At 73.4% G+C, this 22,835-nt stretch carries 21 protein-coding genes; 17 read left to right on the top strand and 4 right to left on the bottom strand.

Translation table 11 applies throughout. The annotated features are described in order from the left end of the window. The first annotated feature begins 125 nt into the window (after nucleotides 1–125). The 6 genes from ACWDVG_RS11785 to ACWDVG_RS11760 all read left to right on the top strand — a co-directional run bounded on the left by ACWDVG_RS11785 (nucleotide 126) and on the right by ACWDVG_RS11760 (nucleotide 6,462). Nucleotides 126–449, top strand: coding sequence for an integration host factor (locus ACWDVG_RS11785; RefSeq protein ID WP_026246651.1), 324 nt, complete (start codon nucleotides 126–128; stop codon nucleotides 447–449). Nucleotides 450–498: 49 nt separating this feature from the next. After that, on the top strand, nucleotides 499–1,062 hold the full coding sequence (gmk, locus tag ACWDVG_RS11780) for a guanylate kinase (protein WP_451698608.1): 564 nt from the start codon (nucleotides 499–501) through the stop codon (nucleotides 1,060–1,062). 28 nt (nucleotides 1,063–1,090) lie between these two features. Next, a complete protein-coding gene (rpoZ, locus tag ACWDVG_RS11775) occupies nucleotides 1,091–1,363 on the top strand; it encodes a DNA-directed RNA polymerase subunit omega (RefSeq protein WP_005319902.1) in 273 nt (90 codons plus the stop codon). Nucleotides 1,364–1,480: 117 nt separating this feature from the next. Then, nucleotides 1,481–2,692, top strand: coding sequence for a bifunctional phosphopantothenoylcysteine decarboxylase/phosphopantothenate--cysteine ligase CoaBC (gene coaBC, locus ACWDVG_RS11770; protein ID WP_451698606.1), 1,212 nt, complete (start codon nucleotides 1,481–1,483; stop codon nucleotides 2,690–2,692). Between the two features lie 315 nt (nucleotides 2,693–3,007). Then, on the top strand, nucleotides 3,008–4,216 hold the full coding sequence (gene metK / locus ACWDVG_RS11765) for a methionine adenosyltransferase (protein WP_451698604.1): 1,209 nt from the start codon (nucleotides 3,008–3,010) through the stop codon (nucleotides 4,214–4,216). Nucleotides 4,217–4,323: 107 nt separating this feature from the next. Further along, nucleotides 4,324–6,462, top strand: a complete 2,139-nt coding sequence (locus tag ACWDVG_RS11760; protein WP_451698602.1) for a primosomal protein N' — start codon at nucleotides 4,324–4,326, stop codon at nucleotides 6,460–6,462. 132 nt (nucleotides 6,463–6,594) lie between these two features. Here ACWDVG_RS11760 and ACWDVG_RS11755 read toward each other — a convergent pair whose 3' ends face one another. Next, entirely contained in the window at nucleotides 6,595–7,119 is a 525-nt protein-coding gene (locus tag ACWDVG_RS11755; RefSeq protein WP_451698600.1) for a hypothetical protein, read from the bottom strand. 212 nt (nucleotides 7,120–7,331) lie between these two features. Between ACWDVG_RS11755 and fmt the strand changes: the two genes are divergently transcribed. From fmt to ACWDVG_RS11720, 7 genes are all read left to right on the top strand, one after another. Continuing rightward, nucleotides 7,332–8,264, top strand: a complete 933-nt coding sequence (gene fmt, locus ACWDVG_RS11750; RefSeq protein WP_451698598.1) for a methionyl-tRNA formyltransferase — start codon at nucleotides 7,332–7,334, stop codon at nucleotides 8,262–8,264. Between the two features lie 72 nt (nucleotides 8,265–8,336). Beyond that, nucleotides 8,337–9,746, top strand: coding sequence for an RsmB/NOP family class I SAM-dependent RNA methyltransferase (locus tag ACWDVG_RS11745; protein ID WP_451698596.1), 1,410 nt, complete (start codon nucleotides 8,337–8,339; stop codon nucleotides 9,744–9,746). 149 nt (nucleotides 9,747–9,895) lie between these two features. Next, entirely contained in the window at nucleotides 9,896–10,579 is a 684-nt protein-coding gene (gene rpe, locus ACWDVG_RS11740) for a ribulose-phosphate 3-epimerase (protein WP_451698594.1), read from the top strand. Nucleotides 10,580–10,714: 135 nt separating this feature from the next. Then, on the top strand, nucleotides 10,715–11,764 hold the full coding sequence (locus tag ACWDVG_RS11735; protein ID WP_451698592.1) for a sugar-binding transcriptional regulator: 1,050 nt from the start codon (nucleotides 10,715–10,717) through the stop codon (nucleotides 11,762–11,764). A gap of 161 nt (nucleotides 11,765–11,925) precedes the next feature. Further along, the gene (locus ACWDVG_RS11730) at nucleotides 11,926–12,366 is read left to right on the top strand and encodes a ribonuclease domain-containing protein (protein ID WP_451698590.1); all 441 of its coding nucleotides are present in this window, start codon (nucleotides 11,926–11,928) and stop codon (nucleotides 12,364–12,366) included. Beyond that, nucleotides 12,363–12,764 (top strand): barstar family protein, encoded by a 402-nt coding sequence (locus ACWDVG_RS11725; RefSeq protein ID WP_451698588.1) that lies wholly within the window; start codon nucleotides 12,363–12,365, stop codon nucleotides 12,762–12,764. The genes ACWDVG_RS11730 and ACWDVG_RS11725 overlap by 4 nt, the downstream gene beginning before the upstream one ends. Before the next feature lie 65 nt (nucleotides 12,765–12,829). After that, entirely contained in the window at nucleotides 12,830–14,272 is a 1,443-nt protein-coding gene (locus ACWDVG_RS11720; protein ID WP_451698586.1) for a GuaB1 family IMP dehydrogenase-related protein, read from the top strand. 73 nt (nucleotides 14,273–14,345) lie between these two features. Here ACWDVG_RS11720 and ACWDVG_RS11715 read toward each other — a convergent pair whose 3' ends face one another. Continuing rightward, on the bottom strand, nucleotides 14,346–15,413 hold the full coding sequence (locus ACWDVG_RS11715; protein WP_451698584.1) for a GDSL-type esterase/lipase family protein: 1,068 nt from the start codon (nucleotides 15,411–15,413) through the stop codon (nucleotides 14,346–14,348). A gap of 289 nt (nucleotides 15,414–15,702) precedes the next feature. Here ACWDVG_RS11715 and ACWDVG_RS11710 point away from each other — a divergent pair, with 289 nt between their 5' ends. The 4 genes from ACWDVG_RS11710 (at nucleotide 15,703) to ACWDVG_RS11695 (ending at nucleotide 20,452) form a co-directional block, all read left to right on the top strand. Then, entirely contained in the window at nucleotides 15,703–17,166 is a 1,464-nt protein-coding gene (locus ACWDVG_RS11710; protein ID WP_451698583.1) for an amino acid permease, read from the top strand. Between the two features lie 10 nt (nucleotides 17,167–17,176). Further along, nucleotides 17,177–17,632 (top strand): Lrp/AsnC family transcriptional regulator, encoded by a 456-nt coding sequence (locus ACWDVG_RS11705; RefSeq protein WP_015032260.1) that lies wholly within the window; start codon nucleotides 17,177–17,179, stop codon nucleotides 17,630–17,632. A 257-nt stretch (nucleotides 17,633–17,889) separates the two neighbouring features. Beyond that, the gene (locus ACWDVG_RS11700) at nucleotides 17,890–18,696 is read left to right on the top strand and encodes a carbon-nitrogen hydrolase family protein (protein WP_451698581.1); all 807 of its coding nucleotides are present in this window, start codon (nucleotides 17,890–17,892) and stop codon (nucleotides 18,694–18,696) included. A gap of 58 nt (nucleotides 18,697–18,754) precedes the next feature. After that, nucleotides 18,755–20,452 carry a flavin monoamine oxidase family protein gene (locus ACWDVG_RS11695; RefSeq protein WP_451698579.1) on the top strand — a complete coding sequence of 566 codons (1,698 nt, stop codon included), beginning with the start codon at nucleotides 18,755–18,757 and terminating at the stop codon, nucleotides 20,450–20,452. Nucleotides 20,453–20,465: 13 nt separating this feature from the next. On the opposite strand, the gene ACWDVG_RS11690 is transcribed toward ACWDVG_RS11695, so the two are convergent. Continuing rightward, complete coding sequence (locus ACWDVG_RS11690) at nucleotides 20,466–21,173, bottom strand: DUF5995 family protein (RefSeq protein WP_451698577.1); 708 nt, start codon at nucleotides 21,171–21,173, stop codon at nucleotides 20,466–20,468. 73 nt (nucleotides 21,174–21,246) lie between these two features. Further along, nucleotides 21,247–22,641: a uracil-xanthine permease family protein gene (locus tag ACWDVG_RS11685; protein ID WP_451698575.1), complete on the bottom strand. Its 1,395-nt coding sequence runs from the start codon at nucleotides 22,639–22,641 to the stop codon at nucleotides 21,247–21,249. Nucleotides 22,642–22,835: the final 194 nt, after the last annotated feature.

Below are 22,835 nucleotides of genomic sequence, written 5' to 3'. Positions count from 1 at the left end.
CCGCTAGTCTCCGGGGCAGAGCAGGCGTTCAGCGGTCACACCGTTGGACGTCGCTCCAGTGGTGCGGGGCGACCAGGTCCCCACCGGTCCGTATCCGACAGTTCGACATCCGAGGTGACGTAGGCGTGGCTCTTCCGCCCCTTACCCCTGAACAGCGCGCAGCCGCGCTCGAAAAGGCCGCCGCGGCTCGCCGGGAGCGGGCCGAGGTCAAGAATCGACTCAAGCACTCCGGCGCCTCCCTCCACGAGGTCATCAAGCAGGGCCAGGAGAACGACGTCATCGGCAAGATGAAGGTCTCCGCGCTCCTGGAGTCCCTGCCGGGCGTCGGCAAGGTCCGTGCCAAGCAGATCATGGAGCGCCTCGGCATCTCCGAGAGCCGTCGCGTCCGTGGTCTCGGCTCCAACCAGATCGCCTCGCTCGAGCGCGAGTTCGGCAGCACCGGAGCCTGAACCGGGGCACACGTCCCGGGCACACCGGTAATGCTGGAATAATCGCCCCATGGCAGCAGAGGTACGTCCGCGACTGACCGTGCTCTCCGGCCCCTCAGGGGTCGGCAAGAGCACGGTCGTCGCTCATATGCGCAAGGTCCACCCCGAGGTCTGGCTCTCGGTGTCGGCCACGACACGAAAGCCCCGCCCCGGCGAGAAGCACGGCGTCCAGTACTTCTTCGTCACGGACGACGAATTCGACAAGCTCGTCGCCAACGGTGAACTCCTCGAATGGGCCGAGTTCGCGGGCAACCGCTACGGCACGCCCCGCCGGGCGGTCCTCGACCGCCTGGAGGCCGGGGAGCCGGTGCTCCTGGAGATCGACCTCCAGGGCGCCCGCCAGGTCAAGGAGTCCATGGCCGACTCGCAGCTGGTCTTCCTGGCCCCGCCGAGCTGGGAGGAGCTGGTCCGCCGGCTCACCGGCCGCGGCACCGAGTCGCCCGAGGTCATCGAGCGCCGCCTGGCGGCCGCGAAGGTCGAGCTGGCCGCCGAGTCGGAGTTCGACACCACCCTCGTCAACACCTCCGTCGAGGACGTCGCACGCGAGCTGCTAACGTTGATGCACGTTGTCTGATCTTTTTTCCATCTTCGGAAGGTAGAGCGTGTCCTCTTCCATCACCGCGCCCGAGGGCATCATCAACCCGCCGATCGACGAGCTGCTCGAGGCCACGGACTCGAAGTACAGCCTCGTGATCTACGCGGCCAAGCGCGCGCGTCAGATCAACGCGTACTACTCGCAGCTCGGTGAGGGCCTGCTCGAATACGTGGGTCCGCTCGTCGACACCCACGTGCACGAGAAGCCGCTCTCCATCGCCCTGCGCGAGATCAACGCGGGTCTGCTGACGTCCGAGGCCATCGAGGGCCCGGCCCAGTGAGCATGCACGGCATGCACGGCGTGTAACGCTTGTCACCAGAGGCCCGGCGGACCAACCGCCGGGCCTCTGGTGTCTCATGGAGTCGTACGCATCCGAGTGCGGGGAGACGTGGAAGTCGTGACCGAGCCGAAGGTCGTCCTGGGCGTGAGCGGCGGCATCGCCGCCTACAAGGCGTGCGAGCTGCTGCGCCGACTGACCGAGTCCGGCCACGACGTGCGCGTGGTCCCCACCGACTCCGCGCTGCACTTCGTCGGCGCGGCCACCTGGTCCGCGCTCTCCGGGAACCCCGTCTCCACCGAGGTGTGGGACTCCGTCCACGAGGTACCGCACGTCCGCATCGGCCAGGCCGCCGACCTCGTCGTCGTCGCCCCCGCCACCGCCGACATGCTCGCCAAGGCCGCCCACGGCCTCGCCGACGACCTCCTCACCAACACGCTGCTCACCGCGCGCTGTCCGGTCGTCTTCGCCCCCGCCATGCACACCGAGATGTGGGAGCACCCGGCGACGCAGGAGAACGTGGCCACCCTCCGCCGCCGCGGCGCCGTCGTCATCGAGCCCGCCGTCGGCCGGCTCACCGGCGTCGACACCGGCAAGGGCCGGCTCCCCGACCCCGGCGAGATCTTCGAGGTCTGCAGGCGGATCCTCGCCCGCGGCGTCACCACCCCCGACCTCGCCGGCCGCCACGTCGTCGTCAGCGCCGGCGGCACCCGCGAGCCCCTGGACCCCGTCCGCTACCTGGGCAACCGCTCCTCCGGCAAGCAGGGATACGCCCTCGCCAGGGCCGCCGCCGCCCGCGGCGCCCGCGTCACCCTCGTCGAGGCCAACACCGGCATCCCCGACCCGGCCGGCGTCGACGTCGTCCACGTCGGCACCGCCGTCCAGCTCCGCGAGGCCGTCCTCAAGGCGGCCGCCGACGCCGACGCCGTGGTCATGGCTGCGGCCGTCGCCGACTTCCGGCCCGCCGTCTACGCGGCCGGGAAGATCAAGAAGACCGACGACGGGGGCGCGCCGACCGTCGAACTCGTCCGCAACCCCGACGTCCTCGCCGAGCTCTCCGCCGACCGCGCCCTGCCCGGCCAGGTGGTCGTCGGCTTCGCCGCCGAGACCGACGACGTCCTCGCCAACGGCCGCGCCAAGCTGCGCCGCAAGGGCTGCGACCTCCTCGTCGTCAACGAGGTCGGCGAGCGCAAGACGTTCGGCTCCGAGGAGAACGAGGCCGTCGTCCTCGCCGCGGACGGCGCCGAGACCCCCGTACCGTACGGTCCGAAGGAAGCCCTCGCGGAGACGGTCTGGGACCTCGTCCTGCCGCGCCTGCGACCCGCGACCTGACGGATCGGGCCGCCCGGAGCCGAAAGGCCGGATCGGAGCGCTCGCCGCGCGCCCCGGCACGGCCCGCGCAGGGGCGCGAACCGCCGGGACGCATGTGATCTGCGCCCCATCGCGCGCCCCCTCGCGCGGCCCGCCCGGGGACGGGCCCGGCGCGCCCGCGGCCGGATTCACCCGCACAGGGCATTCGCCAGGCGAGACACCTGGTCCATCGCCCGACCACGACCGATAGACTGTCCGCTGGAACGTCGCGGGGCGCAGCCCCCTGCCGGTCCGCTCAACGAATAGCCAGCAGCCGCTGCAACCCCAGGGAGCGTTGTGTCCCGTCGTCTGTTCACCTCGGAGTCCGTCACCGAGGGCCACCCCGACAAGATCGCTGACCAGATCAGCGACACCATCCTCGACGCGCTGCTGCGGGAGGACCCCACCTCTCGCGTCGCCGTCGAGACGCTGATCACCACCGGCCTCGTGCACGTCGCCGGTGAGGTGACCACCAAGGCGTGGGCGGACATCCCGACCCTCGTCCGGAACAAGATCCTCGAGATCGGCTACGACTCCTCGAAGAAGGGCTTCGACGGCGCCTCCTGCGGCGTGTCGGTGTCCATCGGATCGCAGTCCCCGGACATCGCCCAGGGCGTGGACACCGCGTACGAGAAGCGGGTCGAGGGCGACGAGGACGAGCTGGACAAGCAGGGCGCCGGCGACCAGGGCCTGATGTTCGGCTACGCGTCGGACGAGACCCCCGAGCTGATGCCTCTGCCGATCCACCTCGCGCACCGGCTCTCGCGCCGCCTGACCGAGGTCCGCAAGAACGGGACCATCCCCTACCTGCGCCCCGACGGCAAGACCCAGGTCACCATCGAGTACGACGGCGACAAGGCCGTCCGCCTCGACACGGTGGTCGTCTCCTCGCAGCACGCCTCCGACATCGACCTCGAGTCGCTGCTCGCGCCCGACATCCGCGAGTTCGTCGTCGAGCACGTGCTGAAGCAGCTCGTCGAGGACGGCATCAAGCTCGACACCGACGGCTACCGCCTCCTGGTGAACCCGACCGGCCGCTTCGAGATCGGCGGCCCGATGGGCGACGCCGGCCTCACCGGCCGCAAGATCATCATCGACACCTACGGCGGCATGGCCCGCCACGGCGGCGGCGCCTTCTCCGGCAAGGACCCGTCCAAGGTCGACCGCTCGGCCGCCTACGCCATGCGCTGGGTCGCCAAGAACGTCGTCGCGGCCGGCCTGGCCGCCCGCTGCGAGGTCCAGGTCGCCTACGCGATCGGCAAGGCCGAGCCCGTCGGTCTCTTCGTCGAGACCTTCGGCACGAACACGATCGAGACCGAGAAGATCGAGAACGCCATCGCCGAGGTCTTCGACCTCCGCCCGGCCGCGATCATCCGCGACCTCGACCTGCTCCGCCCGATCTACTCCCAGACCGCCGCCTACGGCCACTTCGGCCGCGAGCTGCCGGACTTCACCTGGGAGCGCACCGACCGCGTCGACGCCCTGAGGAAGGCCGCCGGCCTGTAGGCCGCCCGGCTCCCGACGAGCTCCGCACGCACGAGGCCCGGTACCCCCCAGGGGGTGCCGGGCCTCGCGCTGCCCCGCTGTCGGTGCCGTCTGGTAGGTATGGGGCTGTGAGCAGCGAGAACGAGAGCCCCGAGGAGACGGCCGAGCCCGAGCAGCTCGCGCTCATCCGGGAGACCGTGCGCAGGGCGAAGGTGCCGCGGGCCAAGCCGCGGACCTGGCGCGGGGCCGCGCTGGCCAAGGAGCTGCCCGTCGCCCGGGTCGTCGTGAACAAGGGCACGCTCCACCTCGACCAGTTCTTCGACTACGCGGTCCCCGAGGAGCTGGACGCGGCGGCGCGGCCCGGCGTCCGGGTCCGCGTGCGGTTCGGCGCGGGCGCGCACCAGGTGCGCGACGGGCGGCGCGAGGGCGGGCGGCTCATCGACGGCTTCCTCGTCGAGCGCCGCGCCGCCTCCGACTACTCCGGCCCGCTGGCCGCGCTCGCCGACGTCGTCTCTCCCGAGCCCGTCCTCGGCCCCGAGCTGCTCGGGCTCGCCCGCGCGGTCGCCGACCGGTACGCCGGAAGCCTCGCCGACGTCCTCCAGCTCGCCGTGCCCCCGCGCAGCGCCAAGGCCGAGTCCAAGCCCTCGCCCGCACCGCTGCCGCCGCCCCGGCCGCCCGAACCGGGCACCTGGACGCGGTACGACCAGGGGCCCGCCTTCCTGGACTCCCTCGCGCGCGGCGGCGCGCCCCGGGCGGTGTGGAACGCGCTGCCGGGGCCGTACTGGGCCGAGGAGATCGCCCGCGCCGTCGCCGCGACCCTCGCCTCGGGCCGCGGCGCCCTCGTCGTCGTCCCCGACGGGCGGGCCGCCGGACGGGTCGACGCCGCCCTCACCGCCGTCCTGGGGGAGGGCCGGCACGCCCTGCTCACCGCGGAGGCCGGTCCCGAGAAGCGGTACGGCCAGTGGCTCGCCGTCCGGCGCGGCGCCGTCCGGGCCGTCGTCGGCACCCGCGCGGCGATGTTCGCCCCCGTGCGCGACCTCGGGCTCGCCGTCATCTGGGACGACGGCGACGGCAGCCACAGCGAACCCCACGCCCCGCAGCCGCACGCCCGCGAGGTGCTGCTGCTGCGCGCCGCCCACGACCGCTGCGCCTTCCTGCTCGGCTCCACCAGCTGCACCGTCGAGGCCGCCCAGCTCGTCGAGTCCGGCTGGGCCAGACCGCTGGCGGCCGGCCGCGACCAGGTCCGCAGGGCCGCCCCGCTCGTCCGGACCGTCGGCGACGGTGAACTCGCCCGCGACGAGGCCGCCCGCGCCGCCCGGCTGCCCTCGCTCGCCTGGCAGGTCGTACGGGACGGGCTGAAGACCGGCCCGGTGCTCGTCCAGGTGCCCCGGCGCGGCTACGTGCCGCGACTGGCCTGCGAGCGCTGCCGCACCCCCGCCCGCTGCCGCCACTGCGCGGGTCCGCTGGAGGCCCCCGACCAGCAGGAGCTGCGCTGCGGCTGGTGCGGCCGCGGGGCCCCGGACTGGCACTGCGCGGCCTGCGGCTCGACCCGGCTGCGGGCGCAGATCGTCGGGGCCCGGCGGACGGCGGAGGAGCTGGGCCGGGCGTTCCCCGCCGTTCCCGTGCGCACCTCCGGACGCGACCACGTCCTGGACGCCGTGCCCGGCCGCCCGGCGCTCGTCGTCTCCACCCCGGGCGCCGAGCCCGTCGCCGAGGGCGGCTACGCGGCGGCGCTCCTCCTCGACGGCTGGGCCATGCTCGGCCGGCCCGACCTGCGCGCGGGGGAGGAGGCGCTGCGGCGCTGGATCGACGCGGCCTCGCTGGTGCGGGGCCAGGGCGAGGGCGGCACGGTCGTCGTGGTCGCCGAGCCGACCCTCCGGCCCGTCCAGGCGCTGGTCCGCTGGGACCCCGTCGGCCACGCCCAGCGGGAGCTCGCGGAGCGGGCCGAGCTGGGCTTCCCGCCCGTCTCCCGCATGGCGGCGGTGACCGGGGCCCCCGAGGCCGTCGAGGGCTTCCTCGCGGCGGCCGGGCTGCCGCCGGACGCCGAGGTCCTCGGACCCGTCCCGCTGCCGGTGGTCCGGCCCGGCGGCCCCCGGCGCCCCGGCGACCCCCCGCCGGGAGAGCAGTGGGACCGGGCCCTCGTCCGCGTCCCGCCGGGCAGCGGAGCGGCCCTCGCGACGGCCCTGAAGCAGGCCCGCGCGGCCCGCCTGGCCCGTGGCGGCGGCGACCCGGTCCGCGTTCGGGTCGACCCGCCGGACATCGGCTGACGCGCCCGCCCGGAGCGCCGGAGTCAGGACGTGTGCACGCCGCCCGGACCCGGACGCGCGAAGGCCGCCCGGCCCGGGGACGGGACGGGCGGCCTTCGCGAGGTGCCGTTCGGCGCGGGGAGCCGGAGGCGGTCAGCCGTTGCGCGGGCCCGGGAAGGCCGAGGTGCGCGGCTCCTCGCGGAGGGTGGCGCTGCCCGAGGTGGGCTGCGGGGGCATCGACCGGGCGGCGGGGACCGTCGGGAGCGTGCGGGTCGCGCCGGGGTCGGCCGCGGCGGCGCGGTCCTGGTCGGCGGGAGCGGCCTGCTGGGGCGCGCGGCGGGCTCCGTAGCGGCGGTGGACGGCCTGCTTGGTGACGCCGAGCGCGGAGCCCACCGCGTCCCAGGAGAACCCGAGGGACCGGTCGAAGTCGACCGCGGCGGTCACCAGCGTCTCGACGCTGTCCCGCAGCTCCTGGGCGAGGCGGACCGTCGGGGCGGGGGCGCGTCCGTAGACGACGAAGCCCGTGGACGGGCCGGAGCGGCGCGGGCGGTAGACGTTGCCCAGCTGGGCCGTGAGCGTGCGCAGTGCGTCCACCTGCCGCCGGACCCGCTCGATGTCCCGCACCAGCAGGTGCAGACTCGCCCGGGCTTGGGCGTCGTGGGTTGCGTGGTCGGCCATGGAAGAGCCTCTCGAACCGGCGTCGGGGGAGCGGGCGCCGCAGGGGGACGGCGACCCGATTCGGTCAATCTCTCTTGACCAACGCGCCACGGGGAGTTGGGTCACGCTGCGGGGGCGTACACGCATATGCGCGGGGCGCTCGTCCGTCCGTACGCCCCCCTAGACTGGTGTGCTGCTCGCAACGCCCCCGGACAGACAGGCCATCGCCACCCATGAAGCTCGTCTTCGCAGGCACCCCCGAGGTCGCCGTTCCCGCCCTGGACGCCCTGCTCGCCTCCGGGCGGCACGAGGTGGCCGCCGTCGTCACCCGCCCGGACGCCCCTGCGGGACGCGGACGCAGGCTCGTCGCCAGCCCCGTCGCCCAGCGCGCCGAGGAGGCCGGGATCGAGGTCCTCAAGCCCGTCCGCCCCCGCGACGAGGACTTCCTCGCCCGGCTCCGGGAGATCGCCCCGGACTGCTGCCCGGTGGTGGCCTACGGCGCGCTGCTGCCGAAGGCCGCGCTCGACATCCCCGCCCACGGCTGGGTCAACCTGCACTTCTCGCTGCTGCCCGCCTGGCGCGGCGCCGCTCCCGTGCAGCACGCGCTGATGGCGGGCGACCAGGTCACCGGCGCCTCCACCTTCCAGATCGAGGAGGGGCTCGACTCCGGGCCGGTCTACGGCGTCGTCACCGAGGACGTCCGCCCCACCGACACCAGCGGCGACCTGCTGACCCGGCTCGCCTTCGCCGGCGCCGGGCTGCTCGCCGCCACCATGGACGGCATCGAGGACGGCAGCCTCAAGGCCGTCCCGCAGCCCGCCGAGGGCATCACCCTGGCCCCGAAGATCCAGGTCGAGGACGCCCACGTCGACTTCGCCGCCCCGGCCCTGCGGGTCGACCGGGTGGTCCGCGGCTGCACCCCCGCGCCCGGCGCCTGGACCGTCTTCCGCGGCGAGCGCCTCAAGCTGATCCAGGTCACCCCCCTCCCGGACCGCACCGACCTGGCCCCGGGCGAACTCGTGGTCGGCAAAAACAACGTGTACGCGGGCACCGGCTCGTACGCCGTCGAACTGCTGTGGGTCCAGCCCCAGGGCAAGAAGCCGATGAAGGCCGCCGACTGGGCCCGGGGCGTGCGCATCGCCGCCGGTGAGCGACTGGGGACCTGACGGGAGGGACCGCACGGCCGGGGACGTAGGCTGAGGGGGTACGACCCTCTTCATTCGTCACGCGGAGCACCTTTGAGCGAGCAGGCACGCCGTCGTCCCCCCAAGCCCTACCGGAAGCCCCAGAAGGACCCGGTCCGGATGCTCGCCTTCGAGGCGCTGAGGGCGGTGGACGAGCGCGACGCCTACGCCAACCTGGTGCTGCCGCCGCTGCTGCGGAAGGCGCGGGAGAAGGGCGACTTCGACGGGCGGGACGCGGCGCTCGCCACCGAGCTCGTCTACGGGACGCTGCGGCGGCAGGGCACGTACGACGCGATCATCGCCTCCTGCGTCGACCGGCCGCTGCGCGAGGTCGACCCGCCCGTCCTCGACGTCCTGGCGCTCGGCGCGCACCAGCTCCTCGGGACCCGCATCCCGACCCACGCCGCCGTCTCCGCCAGCGTCGACCTGGCCCGCGTGGTCCTCGGCGACGGCCGGGCCAAGTTCGTGAACGCGGTGCTGCGGAAGATCGCGCACCAGGACCTCGACGCCTGGATCGAGGAGGTCGCCCCGCCGTACGACCAGGACGCCGAGGACCACCTCGCCGTCGTCCACTCCCACCCGCGCTGGGTCGTCTCGGCGCTCTGGGACGCCCTCGGCGGCGGCCGGGCCGGCATCGAGGACCTCCTGGAGGCGGACAACGAACGGCCCGAGGTCACCCTCGTCGCCCGCCCCGGACGCGCCTCCACCGAGGAACTCCTCGGCGACGACACGGTCGCGGGACGCTGGTCGCCGTACGCGGTCCGGATGACCGAGGGCGGCGAGCCGGGCGCCATCGAGGCCGTGAAGGAGGGCAGGGCCGGCGTCCAGGACGAGGGCAGCCAGCTGGTCGCGATCGCCCTCGCCGACGCGCCGCTCGACGGACCGGACGCCCGCTGGCTCGACGGCTGCGCCGGCCCCGGCGGCAAGGCCGCCCTGCTCGGCGCGCTCGCCGCCGAGCGCGGGGCCTTCCTGCTCGCCTCCGAGAAGCAGCCGCACCGCGCCCGGCTCGTCGAGCGCGCCCTCGCCGGCAACCCCGGCCCGTACCGGGTCATCGCCGCCGACGGCACCCGCCCGCCGTGGCGCCCCGGCACCTTCGACCGGGTCCTGATGGACGTGCCCTGCTCGGGGCTCGGCGCCCTGCGCCGCCGTCCCGAGGCCCGCTGGCGCCGCCGCCCCGAGGACCTGGACGGCTTCGCGCCGCTCCAGCGCGGGCTCCTCACCGAGGCGCTGCGGGCCGTCCGCGTCGGCGGGGTCGTCGGCTACGCGACCTGCTCGCCGCACCTCGCCGAGACCCGGGTCGTCGTGGACGACGTCCTGAAGAAGGTCGGCGGCGCCGAGCTGATCGACGCCCGGCCCCTGATGCCGGGCGTGCCCGCGCTCGGCGACGGCCCGGACGTCCAGCTGTGGCCGCACCTGCACGGCACGGACGCCATGTACCTCGCGCTGATCCGCCGCACCGCCTGAGGCGCGGTGCCCCCGAGGCGGGACCGGCGGCCGGAATATCCCGGTCCGTACCGGTCCCGCACTCGTCGCTTCGTACCGAAAAAGGTCCGGACCGGGCCCGAAACCGCTCGGCGGCAAAGAAGTACCCAAGAACGTGGGAGGCTTGGCACATGGCGCAGATCAACCCCAGCATCCTGTCCGCAGACTTCGCCCGTCTCGCCGATGAGGCGAAGGCCGTCGAGGGTGCCGACTGGCTGCACGTCGATGTCATGGACAACCACTTCGTGCCCAACCTGACGCTGGGCGTGCCGATCGTGGAGTCCCTGAGCCGGGCCACGGACACGCCGCTCGACTGCCACCTCATGATCGAGGACCCCGACCGCTGGGCGCCGCAGTACGTGGAGGCGGGCGCGGGTTCCGTCACCTTCCACGTCGAGGCCGCCGCCGCCCCCGTCCGGCTGGCGCGCGAGATCCGCGCCAGGGGCGCCCGGGCGTCGATGGCGCTCAAGCCGGCCACGCCCATCGAGCCGTACGAGGACCTGCTCCCCGAGCTCGACATGCTGCTGATCATGACGGTCGAGCCCGGCTTCGGCGGCCAGGCCTTCCTCGACATCATGCTCCCCAAGATCCGCCGCACCCGTGAGCTGATCTCCAAGCACGGCCTCGAACTGTGGCTCCAGGTCGACGGCGGCGTCGCCGAGTCCACCATCGAGCGGTGCGCGGAGGCCGGCGCGGACGTCTTCGTGGCCGGTTCGGCCGTGTACGGGGCGGCCGACCCGGCCGCCGCCGTCGCCTCGCTCCGGACCCGCGCGGAGGCCGCCACGGCCACCGCCGCGTGGGCATGTGGACACTGAGCCTCCGGTGGATGAACGCGGTCCGTCGGGCCGCCGACAGGACTGATCAAGGCGCGCCGGATCTGACAGGATGAGACGGCGGGTCCAGAGGGTGAACGACATCGGTACCGGCCCCCGGTACCTGGACAGCGGTACGTGAACAGCAGTGAGGAGAGCGCGGTGGCGGGAATGTCGGCGGGACGGTCAGCCCTGCGGATGGGCCCCGCGGAGCTGGTGCAGGCGGCGGCCATGGCCCGCCGCTTCTACCTGGAGGGCAAGTCCAAGATCCAGATCGCCGAGGAGTTCGGCGTGAGCCGCTTCAAGGTGGCCCGGGTCCTGGAGACCGCCCTGGAGCGCGACCTCGTGCGCATCGAGATCCGCGTACCGGCCGAGCTGGACGCCGAGCGCTCCGACGCGCTCCGCGCCCGCTACGGGCTCCGCCACGCGGTCGTCGTCGAGTCCCCGGCGGAGGGCGACGAGGAGTCGCCCGACCCGGAGAACCTCGGCGAGGTCGCGGCCGATCTCCTCGGCGAGCTGGTCACGGAGGGAGACGTCCTCGGCCTCGCCTGGGGCCGCTCCACCATCCACATGGCGGCGGCCCTCGACCGGCTGCCGCCCTGCACGGTCGTGCAGCTCACCGGCGTGTACGACGCCGGCACCGCCGAGCGCGGCTCCGTCGAGGCCGTCCGGCGCGCCGCCCAGGTCTCCGGCGGCGAGGCCCACCCCATCTACGCGCCGATGCTGCTGCCCGACCCGGCCACCGCGGCGGCGCTGCGCAGCCAGACGGGCATCGCGCGGGCCTTCGAGTACTTCGACAAGGTGACGGTCGCCTGCGTCTCCATCGGCTCCTGGGAGCCCGGCATCTCGACCGTGCACGACATGCTCTCCGACGAGGAGCGCGCCCACTACGCCTCCCTCGGCGTCGCCGCCGAGATGTCCGCGCACCTCTTCGACGCCGAGGGGCGCCGGGTCGGCCGCGACCTCGGCGAGCGCTGCATCACTGTCGAGGCGGACCGGCTGCGCCGCATCCCCGAGGTCGTCGCCATCGCGGGCGGCCAGCGCAAGGCGGCCGCGATCGGCGCGGTGCTCCGCTCCGGCCTCGTCACCAGCCTGGTCACCGACCGCTCGGCCGCCGACTTCCTCCTCACCGAGTTCAGCCCGGGCATCCGGCCGGCCCTGGACCGCACGGACCCGGACGGCCGCTGAGCCCGTAGCGGCGCCGGTCCCGGCGCGGCGGCCCTGGGGCGGCGGTCCCGTGGTGGCGTGGACCTCGTAGCGGCGCCGGTCCCGGGGCGGTGCTGATTCCGGGGCGGCGCGGCGGCGTGGCCGGACCGCGCCGCCGCGGGCACGGTGGCAGCATCGGGCCCATGATCCTCAAGGGCGCGCGGCTCGCGCTCGCGCTGTTCGCCGGAGTCTCGCTCCTCCTCACCGGGTGCGCGGACGGCGGGACCGACCCGGGACCGCCGCGCGCCGCGACCACCGCCACCTCCGCCGCCTCCTCCCCGGCGGCGACGAGCCGGGCCTCCACCCTGCCGGTCGTCCGCGTCGCGGACCTGCCGCCCGAGGCCCGCGAGACCCTCGCACGCATCGTGCGCGGCGGGCCCTTCCCGTACGCCAGGGACGGCGCCGTGTTCGGCAACGTCGAGCGGCTCCTGCCGCGACGGCCGCGCGGCCACTACCGCGAGTACACCGTCCGCACCCCCGGCGAACGCGACCGCGGCGCCCGGCGCATCGTCACCGGCCGGGGCGGGGAGACGTACTACACCGACGACCACTACCAGAGCTTCCGGGAGGTGGTCGGTCCATGAACCCGGCCCACCGCGCGGGCCACGGGGCCCCCGACCTGTCCCGCCCCGTGCTCCTCGACCTGCACGGGGTCACCGAGAAGACCGCCTTCATGAACCGCTGCGTCCGCGCCCTCCCGCTGCCCGTCTGGTTCGGCCGCAACTGGGACGCCCTCGCCGACTCCCTCGCGGACATGCGCGAACCCATGGCGATCGTGGTGACGGGGTGGCAGGCTTATGCCGAGGCCCGCCCGGACGAGTGGGCGACCGCCGAGGAGGTGTTCTCCGCGGCGGTCCGCGCCAGCGCCGAGGGCCTCGCTGTCCTCCTGGCGCTCGGCCACTTGGAGGATCTGCCAGGCACCTCCCCGCAAGGCTCGGACGATCCGCCCACAGCGTCCCCCGCGCCCGGCGTGGGAGAATGAACTACGTGCTTTTTCCCCTGGCTGAAATGCCTAGGGGCCGATCCGAACGACTGGGATGTCAGCACGTGCGTTTCCTCAATGACGTCAAGCCGCCGTACGACCTCACGTACGACGATGTGTTCATGGTGCCGAGCCGCTCGGCCGTCGGTTCCCGCCAGGCCGTGGACCTCTCCTCGCCGGACGGAACCGGTACGACGATCCCGCTGGTCGTCGCCAACATGACCGCCATCGCCGGCCGCCGCATGGCCGAGACCGTCGCCCGCCGCGGCGGCCTGGTCGTCATCCCCCAGGACATCCCGATCGAGGTCGTCACCGACGTCATCGGCTGGGTCAAGAGCCGTCACCACGTGCTCGACACCCCGATCGTCCTCGAACCCCACCAGACCGTCGCCGACGCGCTCTCGCTGCTGCCCAAGCGCGCCCACGACGCCGGTGTCGTCGTCGACGAGAACCGCCGCCCGGTCGGCGTCGTCACCGACGCCGACCTCTCCGGCGTCGACCGCTTCACGCAGCTCTCCGAGGTCATGTCCAAGGACCTGCTGCTCCTGGACGCCGACATCGACCCGCGCGAGGCGTTCCACACCCTGGACGCCGCCAACCGCCGCTACGCCCCCGCCGTGGACGCGGAGGGCAAGCTCGTCGGCATCCTCACCCGCAAGGGCGCCCTGCGCGCGACCCTCTACAGCCCGGCCGTCGACAAGGACGGCAAGCTGCGCATCGCCGCCGCCGTCGGCATCAACGGCGACGTGGCGGGCAAGGCCAAGCAGCTGCTCGACGCGGGCGTGGACACGCTCGTCATCGACACCGCGCACGGTCACCAGGAGTCGATGATCTCCGCCATCCGCACCGTCCGGGCGCTCGACCCGCAGGTCCCGATCGTCGCGGGCAACATCGTCGCCGCCGAGGGCGTCAAGGACCTGATCGACGCGGGCGCCGACATCATCAAGGTCGGCGTCGGCCCCGGCGCCATGTGCACCACCCGCATGATGACCGGCGTCGGCCGCCCGCAGTTCTCGGCCGTCCTGGAGTGCGCCGCCGAGGCGAAGAAGTACGGCAAGCACGTCTGGGCCGACGGCGGCGTCCGTCACCCGCGCGACGTCGCCATGGCGCTCGCCGCCGGCGCGTCCAACGTCATGATCGGCTCCTGGTTCGCCGGTACGTACGAGTCCCCCGGCGACCTCCAGCACGACGCCAAGGGCCGCGCGTACAAGGAGTCCTTCGGCATGGCCTCGGCCCGCGCCGTCCGGAACCGGACCTCGGACGAGTCCGCCTACGACCGCGCCCGCAAGGCGCTGTTCGAGGAGGGCATCTCCACCTCGCGCATGTTCCTCGACCCGGCCCGCCCGGGCGTCGAGGACCTGATCGACTCGATCATCGCGGGCGTCCGCTCCTCCTGCACCTACGCCGGCGCGGGCTCGCTCGCCGAGTTCGAGGAGAAGGCCGTCGTCGGCATCCAGTCCGCCGCGGGCTACGCGGAGGGCAAGCCGCTGCACGCCAGCTGGAGCTGACCCGCACAGCGACCGTCGGGCCCCCGGGACACCCGTCCCGGGGGCCCACGTCGTACCCGCCCCAGAGGCCCGCTCAGGGCCCCGGGGCGCCCGTGGGGACGTACGGGCGCAGGGCCTCCGCCACCGCGGCGGCGATCCGGGCGTGGCCCGTGTCGTTCGGGTGGAGGCCGTCCGCCAGGTGCTCGGCGGCGAGCAGGGGGCGGCCCGGCAGGAGGAGCAGGTGGGGATCGCCCTCGGCCGCCAGGTCGCGGGCCGCCCGTTCCATCGCGCGGCGCAGCTCCGTGAGGGTGGCCCCGAGCGCGTTGCGGGAGTGCTCGGCCTCCGGGCGCAGCACCGGCGAGACGACCAGCAGCGGGGTCCGGGGATGGCCGCGGCGGACGAGCCCGACGAAGGCCCGCACGGTGGCGTACAGCCAGTCCGCCGTCGCCGGCACGCGGGACCAGCAGTTGGTGCCGAAGGCCAGGGTGATCAGGTCCCCCGGGAGCCGCGCCAGGTGCTCGGCGAGGGGCAGCTCGCCCCTGGCGCCGCCCGCGTACCCCAGGTTCACCGCATCGACGTCGAGCAGCCGCCCCGCCGTCGCGGGCCAGGAGTGCGCCGGGCGGGTCGACCACCAGCCCTCGGTGATCGAGTCGCCGTGGACCAGCCAGCGCGGCCGCGGCGGGGCGGGGGAGAGGGAGCCGCCCACGGCTCGCAGGGCGAGCGGGACGGGCTCCTGGCCCTCAGGGAGGTGGACGCTGAAGACGGCGCCCTCCGGGGGCAGCGGCGGCAGCGGGAGGGTCACGGTGGCCTCCGCCGCCGGGGCCACGCAGGTCTCGCCGACGAGCCGCGTCCCGCACCAGAGGGCGAAGCAGTGGCGCAGCCCGTGCCAGGGGTCGTCCGGTCCGGGGACGGCCGCGCGGTAGCGCAGCCGCACCGCCCGCGTGCCGGGCGCGGCCGCGAACTCGATCCGTACGCCGATGGGCAGCGCGGCCCGCGCGGCGATGTCCCGGGGCAGCCGCTCCAGGTCCGCGGGGTCCGCCCGCACCGCTCGCGTGCCGTCCAGCCAGGCCGTGCCGCGCAGGAACGGCGCCGGGTCGAGCCAGCCCGCCCGGTCCTCCGCTCGCGGGGTCGTCAGGGGCTCGAAGCGAGGTTCAAGGGCCATGAGGAGTCCATACGCGTGCGCGCCCCGGTTCACACCCCGATGTGTCGATTCATGCGGGGGCGCGCAATGTTTCCCCGTCCGGGTCGGAAGCGCGCAATGATCATCCGGCACTGCGCAACAACCCTGCATTACGGATGCGAACGCCAAGGACCTAGGGTGAACCCTCGTACCAGGAGTGGCGGCGACCGCCTGCTCGGCGGTTCCCCTTCCCCCGTGGGCTCGACGTGTCGTGCCTCCGTACCGCCGCGGTCGTCCTCGCATCTACAGGCAGCGATAAGGAGCCTCCGCAGTGCTGGACCACGGCGCAGCCCCGCCGGTCGACGACACGACCCCCCGCAAGACCTCCGCTCTCAGCGCCCTCACCCGCCGCAAGCCGGTGGAACGCCTGGTCGCGGAGGGTGGACAGGGTGAGGGCGGCAACCTCCGTCGCTCGCTCTCGATGTGGCAGCTGACCATGATCAGCATCGGCGCCACGCTCGGCACCGGCATTTTCGTGGTGCTCGGCGACGCCGTCCCGAAGGCCGGCCCCGCCGTCACGATCGCCTTCGTCATCGCCGGGCTCACGGCGCTGTTCTCCGCCCTGTCCTACGCGGAGCTGGCCGGCTCCATACCGGTCGCCGGCTCCTCCTACTCGTACGCGTACGCAACGATGGGTGAACTCGTCGCCTGGGTCTGCGGCTGGTGCCTCGTCCTCGAGTACGGCGTCTCCGTCGCGGCCGTGGCCGTCGGCTGGGGCGAGTACCTGAACGAGCTGCTCGACGGAACCATCGGCGTCACCATCCCCGCGGTGCTCTCCTCCGCCCCGGGCGAGGGCGGCGTGATCAACCTGCCCGGTCTGATCGTGGTGCTGCTCGCGATGGTGTTCCTGCTCGGCGGCGCCCGCGAGTCCGCGCTCGTCAACACGATCATGGTGTTCGTGAAGATCGCCGCGCTCGTGCTCTTCTGCGCCATCGGCTTCATGGGCTTCAAGTCCGGCAACTACAAGGACTTCATGCCGCTCGGCATGGCGGGCGTCAGCGCCGCCGGCGCCAGCCTCTTCTTCTCGTACATCGGCTTCGACGCCGCCTCCACCGCCGGTGAGGAGGCCAAGGACCCGAAGCGCGACCTGCCCCGCGCGATCATGCTCTCCCTGCTGATCGTCACCGTCCTCTACGTCCTCGTCGCCGCCGTCGCCGTCGGCGCCTGGAACTGGAAGGACTTCGAGGGCTCCGAGGCCAGCCTCGCCGCGATCATGAACGACGTCAGCGGCCAGACCTTCTGGGGCACCCTGCTCGCCCTCGGCGCCGTCATCTCCATCGCCAGCGTCGTCCTGACCGTCCTCTACGGCCAGACCCGCGTCCTCTTCGCGATGTCCCGCGACGGCCTCGTCCCCAAGGTCTTCGCCAAGGTCAGCGGCAAGACCGGCACCCCGCGCGTCAACACGGTCATCGTCGCGCTCTTCTGCGGCGCCCTCGCCTCGGTGATCCCGCTCGGCAAGCTCGTCGACGCCACCAGCATCGGCACGCTGTTCGCCTTCGCCCTGGTCAACATCGCGGTCCTCGTGCTGCGCCGCACGCGCCCCGACATGCCGCGCACCTTCAAGGTGGCCCTCGGCCCGGTCTTCCCGGTCCTCGGCTTCGGCTTCTGCGTCTACAACATGTTCAGCCTGGACACCGTCACCTGGGTGGTCTTCGGTTGCTGGATGGCCGCCGGGCTCGTGTTCTACTTCCTGTACGGCATGCGCCGCTCCCGACTGGCTTCCGAACAGAAGTGATCCACCCGTAGTGCGACTCAACGACCTCGACGAACGCATCGTCCACGCCCTCGCGGAAGACGCCCGCCGCAGCTACGCCGACATCGGCTCGCTCGTCGGACTCTCCGCGCCCGCCGTCAAACGGCGCGTGGACCGGCTCCGGGCCGAGGGCGCGATCACCGGGTTCACCGTCAGGGTGGACCCGGCCGCGCTCGGCTGGGAGACCGAGGGGTTCGTCGAGATCTACTGCCGCCACAACACCTCGCCGGACGACATCCGGCGCGGTCTCGAGCGGTACCCCGAGGTGGTGTCCGCGTCGACCGTCACTGGCGACGCGGACGCCGTCGTCCAGGTCTTCGCCTCCGACATGCGCCACTTCGAGCGCGTCCTGGAGCGCATCGCGGGCGAGCCCTTCGTGGAGCGCACCAAGTCCGTCCTGGTGCTCTCGCCGCTGCTGCGGCGCTTCTCCTCCGGCTCGCCCGCGTAGCCCATTCGCCCGCGGCCGCCGCCCCGAGCCCCGCGCCCCGAGCCCCGCGGCCCCCGCCCCGAGCGCCACGCCTCAGGACCCGTCGCGGGGGCATCCGCGCCCCGGGCGGAGCCGTACGCAACAAATCGCCGCCCTGCCCGACGAGCGCGCAACGGTTCGACGGTCGGTCCGCAACGCTCCAGCCTTGTCCCGGCAGAGTGCGAAACCGTACCGTTTTTGACGTCTTCCCCCTCCCCTCCGACCTCCGAGGACCGCCGATGCCCGCGCTGCGCACCGCCCTGCTCCAGAGCTCCGGTGAGCTCGGTGACGTGGCCGCCAACCTCAAGATCCTCGACGAGGCCGCCGCCCGCGCCGCCGAGGCCGGCGCCCGGGTGCTGCTCGCCCCCGAGCTGTTCCTCACCGGCTACGCCATCGGCGCGGACCTCGCCCGACTGGCCGAGCCCGCCGACGGCCCCTCCGCGCGCGCCGTCGCCGCCATCGCCGTACGCCACGGCCTGGCCATCGGTTACGGCTACCCGGAGCGCGACACCGAGCGCCACGGCGTCCTCTACAACGCCGCCCAGCTCATCGGCGCCGACGGCGAGCCGCTGCTCCGGTACCGCAAGACCCACCTCTTCGGCGACTTCGAGCTGAAGTGGTTCACCCCCGGCGACCTGGCCGTCGTCCAGACCGAGCTCGACGGTCTCACCGTCGGCCTGATGATCTGCTACGACGTCGAGTTCCCTGAGAACGTCCGGGCGCACGCGCTGGCCGGTACGGACCTCCTCCTCGTACCGACGGCGCTCATGCACCCCGCCGAGATCGTGCCGCTGTCCGTCGTGCCCGTCCGCGCCTTCGAGAACCAGCTGTACATCGCGTACGCCAACCGGACCGGGCCCGAGGGCGGCTTCGAGTTCGTCGGCCTCTCGACGCTCGCCGCGCCCGACGGCACCGCCCGCGCCCGCGCCGGACGGGGCGAGGACCTCGTCGTCGGCGAGGTCGACCCCGCGGTCCTGGCCGCCTCGCGCAAGGAGAACCCCTACCTCCGCGACCGGCGCCCCGGCCTCTACGGCTCCCTCGTCTGAGCCGTCCCCCTCCCCGAACCTCCCCGTTCCGCTTTTCCGTGCAAGGAGTCCGTACCCCATGACGTCCACGGTGCCCACCGCCGTCCAGCACACCGACGCGCAGCCGCCGATCACCATGTTCGGTCCGGACTTCCCGTACGCCTACGACGACTTCCTGGCCCACCCGGCCGGCCTCGGCCAGATACCGGCCACCGAGCACGGCACCGAGGTCGCGGTCATCGGCGGCGGCCTGTCCGGCATCATCGCCGCGTACGAGCTGATGAAGATGGGCCTCAAGCCCGTCGTCTACGAGGCCGACCAGATCGGCGGCCGGCTGCGCACCGTCGGCTTCGAGGGCCCGGAGACCGAGGGGCTGACCGCGGAGATGGGCGCCATGCGCTTCCCGCCCTCCTCGACCGCCCTCCAGCACTACATCGACCTGGTGGGCCTGGAGACCAAGCCGTTCCCGAACCCGCTGGCCGAGTCCACGCCGTCGACCGTCGTCGACCTCAAGGGCGAGTCCCACTACGCGGAGACCATCGCCGACCTGCCCCAGGTCTACCGCGACGTCGCCGAGGCCTGGAACAAGTGCCTCGACGAGGGCGCCGACTTCTCCGACATGAACCGCGCGATGCGCGAGCGGGACGTCCCGCGCATCCGCGAGATCTGGGCGAAGCTCGTCGAGAAGCTCGACAACCAGACCTTCTACGGCTTCCTCTGCGACTCCGAGGCCTTCAAGTCCTTCCGCCACCGCGAGATCTTCGGCCAGGTCGGCTTCGGCACCGGCGGCTGGGACACCGACTTCCCCAACTCCATCCTGGAGATCCTCCGCGTCGTCTACACCGAGGCCGACGACCACCACCGCGGCATCGTCGGCGGCTCCCAGCAGCTGCCGCTGCGCCTGTGGGAGCGCGAGCCGGAGAAGATCGTCCACTGGGCGCAGGGCACCTCCCTCCAGACCCTGCACGAGGGCGGGCAGCCGAAGCCGGCCGTGACCCGGCTGAACCGCACCGCGGGCAACCGGATCACCGTCACCGACGCGTCCGGCGACATCCGCACGTACCCCGCGGCGATCTTCACCGCCCAGTCGTGGATGCTGCTCTCCAAGATCGCCTGCGACGACACGCTCTTCCCGATCGACCACTGGACGGCCATCGAGCGCACCCACTACATGGAGTCCTCGAAGCTCTTCGTGCCGGTGGACCGGCCGTTCTGGCTGGACAAGGACGAGGAGACCGGCCGTGACGTCATGTCGATGACGCTCACCGACCGGATGACCCGCGGCACCTACCTCCTCGACGAGGGCCCGGACAAGCCGGCCGTCATCTGCCTCTCGTACACGTGGTGCGACGACAGCCTGAAGTGGCTGCCGCTCTCCGCGAGCGAGCGGATGGAGGTCATGCTGAAGTCGCTCGGCGAGATCTACCCGAACGTCGACATCCGGAAGCACATCATCGGCAACCCGGTGACGGTCTCCTGGGAGAACGAGCCCTACTTCATGGGCGCCTTCAAGGCCAACCTGCCGGGCCACTACCGCTACCAGCGCCGCCTGTTCACGCACTTCATGCAGGACCGGCTGCCCGAGGACAAGCGGGGCATCTTCCTGGCGGGCGACGACATCTCCTGGACGGCCGGCTGGGCCGAGGGCGCGGTGCAGACGGCGCTCAACGCGGTGTGGGGCGTGATGCACCACTTCGGCGGCGAGACCGACGCCACCAACCCGGGTCCGGGCGACGTCTACGACGAGATCGCGCCGGTCGAGCTGCCGGAGGACTGACCCTCCGCGGGGGTCAGGGCCTGGTGAGCGGCGTGAGCAGCATCCGCCCCACCAGGCCCACCGAGCGGTCCAGGCGTTCGGTGAACTCCGTGGCCAGCTCGGGCAGTGCGCGCAGCCCCCAGAGGGAGCGCGCGGCGAGCCAGGCCCCGTCGCGGGCGCGGTCGAGGCTCCAGCTGCCGAGCAGGTGCGTCAGCGGGTCCGCGATCTCCAGGAGGTCAGGGCCCGGCATCAGCTCCTCGCGGATGCGCTCCTCCAGGAGGACCAGGATGTCCCCGACCCGGTCGAACTCGTCCTCCAGCTCGGCGGGGGAGCACTCCAGGTCCCGGCAGGTGTCGACGACGGCGAGCGCCAGGTCGTGGCCGATGTGCGCGTTGATCCCGGCGAGCGCGAACTGCAGCGGCCGTACGCCGGGATGGCGCCGGTAGTGGAAGAGGGGCCGCCAGCAGGCGGGCGCGGGAACGCCGGCGGCGAGCGCGTCGACCGCCGCGAGGTAGCGCTCGGCGAACCGTACGTCGAGGGTGGCGGCGGCCCTCCGGTCGGTGAAGGTGCCCGCCTCGATGGCGTGGCCGATCTCCTCGGTGACGGTCAGGTAGACCCGGTTGAAGACGGCGACCCCGTCGGCCGGATGCCAGGCCGAGCGGAGGTTCCGCATCCGGTCGACCACGGGGTCGACCGCCATGAACTGCCCGATCCGCTCGCCGGTCCGCTGGGTCTGCGCCATGGGTGCAGGTTCGCAGTCGCCGGGCCCGGGAGGGAACTCCCCGGGCCCCGCTTCCCCAGAACGGGCGAATCCCTCAGTTCTTCGACGCGCCGTCCCCGCCCGTCTCGTACGAGCTGGTGCCGGAGTCCAGGAGGGGCTCCTGCGTCTTGAGGTGCGCCGGGGCGAAGGCGCGCAGCACGTGGTAGCCGGTGATGACGACGATCGTGCCGAGCGCGATCCCGCCGAGCTCGAAGGTGTCGGTGAAGGTGAGCTTCACGCCGCCGACGCCGATGATGATGCCGGCGGCGGCCGGGACGAGGTTGAGCGGGTTGCGCAGGTCGACCTCGGCGTTGATCCAGATCTGGGCGCCGAGCAGGCCGATCATGCCGTAGAGGATCACGGTGATGCCGCCGAGGACACCGCCCGGGATGGCGGCGACGACCGCGCCGAACTTCGGGCAGAGGCCGAAGAGCAGCGCGAAGCCGGCGGCGGCCCAGTAGGCGGCGGTCGAGTAGACCCGGGTCGCGGCCATGACGCCGATGTTCTCGGAGTACGTGGTGTTCGGCGGGCCGCCGACCGCGGTCGACAGCATCGAGGCGGCGCCGTCGGCGGCGATCGCGGTGCCCAGCTTGTCGTCGAGCGGGTCGCCGGTCATCTCCCCGACGGCCTTGACGTGCCCGGCGTTCTCCGCGACCAGCGCGATGACGACGGGCAGGGCGACGAGGATCGCGGACCACTCGAAGCTCGGGCCGTGGAAGGAGGGCAGGCCGATCCAGTCGGCCTTGGCGACGCCCGAGAGGTCGAGCCGCCAGTGGTCGGTGACCTGGCCGCTCGGGGACATCGAGTGGATCCTGCCGAAGACCAGGTCGAGGACCCAGGAGAGCGCGTAGCCGAAGACCAGACCGAGGAAGATCGCGATGCGGGACCAGAAGCCGCGCAGACAGACCACCGCGAGGCCGGTGAAGAGCATCACCAGGAGCGCCGTCCACTGGTCCTGCGGCCAGTAGGTGGCGGCGGTGACCGGGGCGAGGTTGAAGCCGATCAGCATGACGACGGCGCCGGTCACGATCGGCGGCATCGCGGCGTGGATGATCCGCGCGCCGAACCGGCGCACCGCGAGGCCGACGAGGAAGAGGGCGGCGCCGACGACGAGGACGGCGCCGGTCACGGTGGCGCTGCTGCCGCCGGAGGCCCGGATGGCGGCGGCGACGCCGACGAACGAGAGCGAGCAGCCGAGGTAGGACGGCACCGTTCCGCGGGTCGCGAGCAGGAAGATCGCGGTGGCGACGCCGGACATCATGATCGCCAGGTTCGGGTCGAGACCCATGAGGACCGGGGCGACGAACGACGCCCCGAACATCGCGACGACGTGCTGGGCGCCGAGTCCGGCCGTACGCGGCCAGGAGAGCCGTTCGTCCGGGCGGACGACGGCTCCCGGAGCGGGTGTCCTCCCGTCGCCGTGCAGGGTCCAGCGCACGCCGAGGTCCATGTGGTCGCTCCCGTTCTCCGGTTCGCCACGGCCGCGTCGGGGCCGTGGAAGATCAGCCACATGCTATGCGCCGCCGTCGGCCGGGCCCCTCGGGCCTCGGGGGTCCCCGCCGACCGGCCCGGGCCGCGGCGGGGGGGGGCGCCGGCGGGGCCCCGCGACCCCCCCGCGGGCGCGGCCCCCCGCAGACGGCGGGC

The sequence above is a fragment of the Streptomyces sp. NPDC003327 genome (genome assembly GCF_053589515.1).
Note: the sequence above shows the minus strand (reverse complement) of the source record. Positions and strands in the feature narration are given on the sequence as shown.

What these genes read in the sequence shown, in the direction of transcription:
- gmk (WP_451698608.1), top strand. Translation starts at nt 499, where the DNA reads ATGGCAGCAGAGGTACGTCCGCGACTGACCGTGCTCTCCGGCCCCTCA.
- ACWDVG_RS11755 (WP_451698600.1), bottom strand. Translation starts at nt 7,119, where the DNA reads ATGGCCGACCACGCAACCCACGACGCCCAAGCCCGGGCGAGTCTGCAC.
- fmt (WP_451698598.1), top strand. Translation starts at nt 7,332, where the DNA reads ATGAAGCTCGTCTTCGCAGGCACCCCCGAGGTCGCCGTTCCCGCCCTG.
- rpe (WP_451698594.1), top strand. Translation starts at nt 9,896, where the DNA reads ATGGCGCAGATCAACCCCAGCATCCTGTCCGCAGACTTCGCCCGTCTC.
- ACWDVG_RS11730 (WP_451698590.1), top strand. Translation starts at nt 11,926, where the DNA reads ATGATCCTCAAGGGCGCGCGGCTCGCGCTCGCGCTGTTCGCCGGAGTC.
- ACWDVG_RS11725 (WP_451698588.1), top strand. Translation starts at nt 12,363, where the DNA reads ATGAACCCGGCCCACCGCGCGGGCCACGGGGCCCCCGACCTGTCCCGC.
- ACWDVG_RS11715 (WP_451698584.1), bottom strand. Translation starts at nt 15,413, where the DNA reads ATGGCCCTTGAACCTCGCTTCGAGCCCCTGACGACCCCGCGAGCGGAG.
- ACWDVG_RS11700 (WP_451698581.1), top strand. Translation starts at nt 17,890, where the DNA reads ATGCCCGCGCTGCGCACCGCCCTGCTCCAGAGCTCCGGTGAGCTCGGT.
- ACWDVG_RS11695 (WP_451698579.1), top strand. Translation starts at nt 18,755, where the DNA reads ATGACGTCCACGGTGCCCACCGCCGTCCAGCACACCGACGCGCAGCCG.
- ACWDVG_RS11690 (WP_451698577.1), bottom strand. Translation starts at nt 21,173, where the DNA reads ATGGCGCAGACCCAGCGGACCGGCGAGCGGATCGGGCAGTTCATGGCG.
- ACWDVG_RS11685 (WP_451698575.1), bottom strand. Translation starts at nt 22,641, where the DNA reads ATGGACCTCGGCGTGCGCTGGACCCTGCACGGCGACGGGAGGACACCC.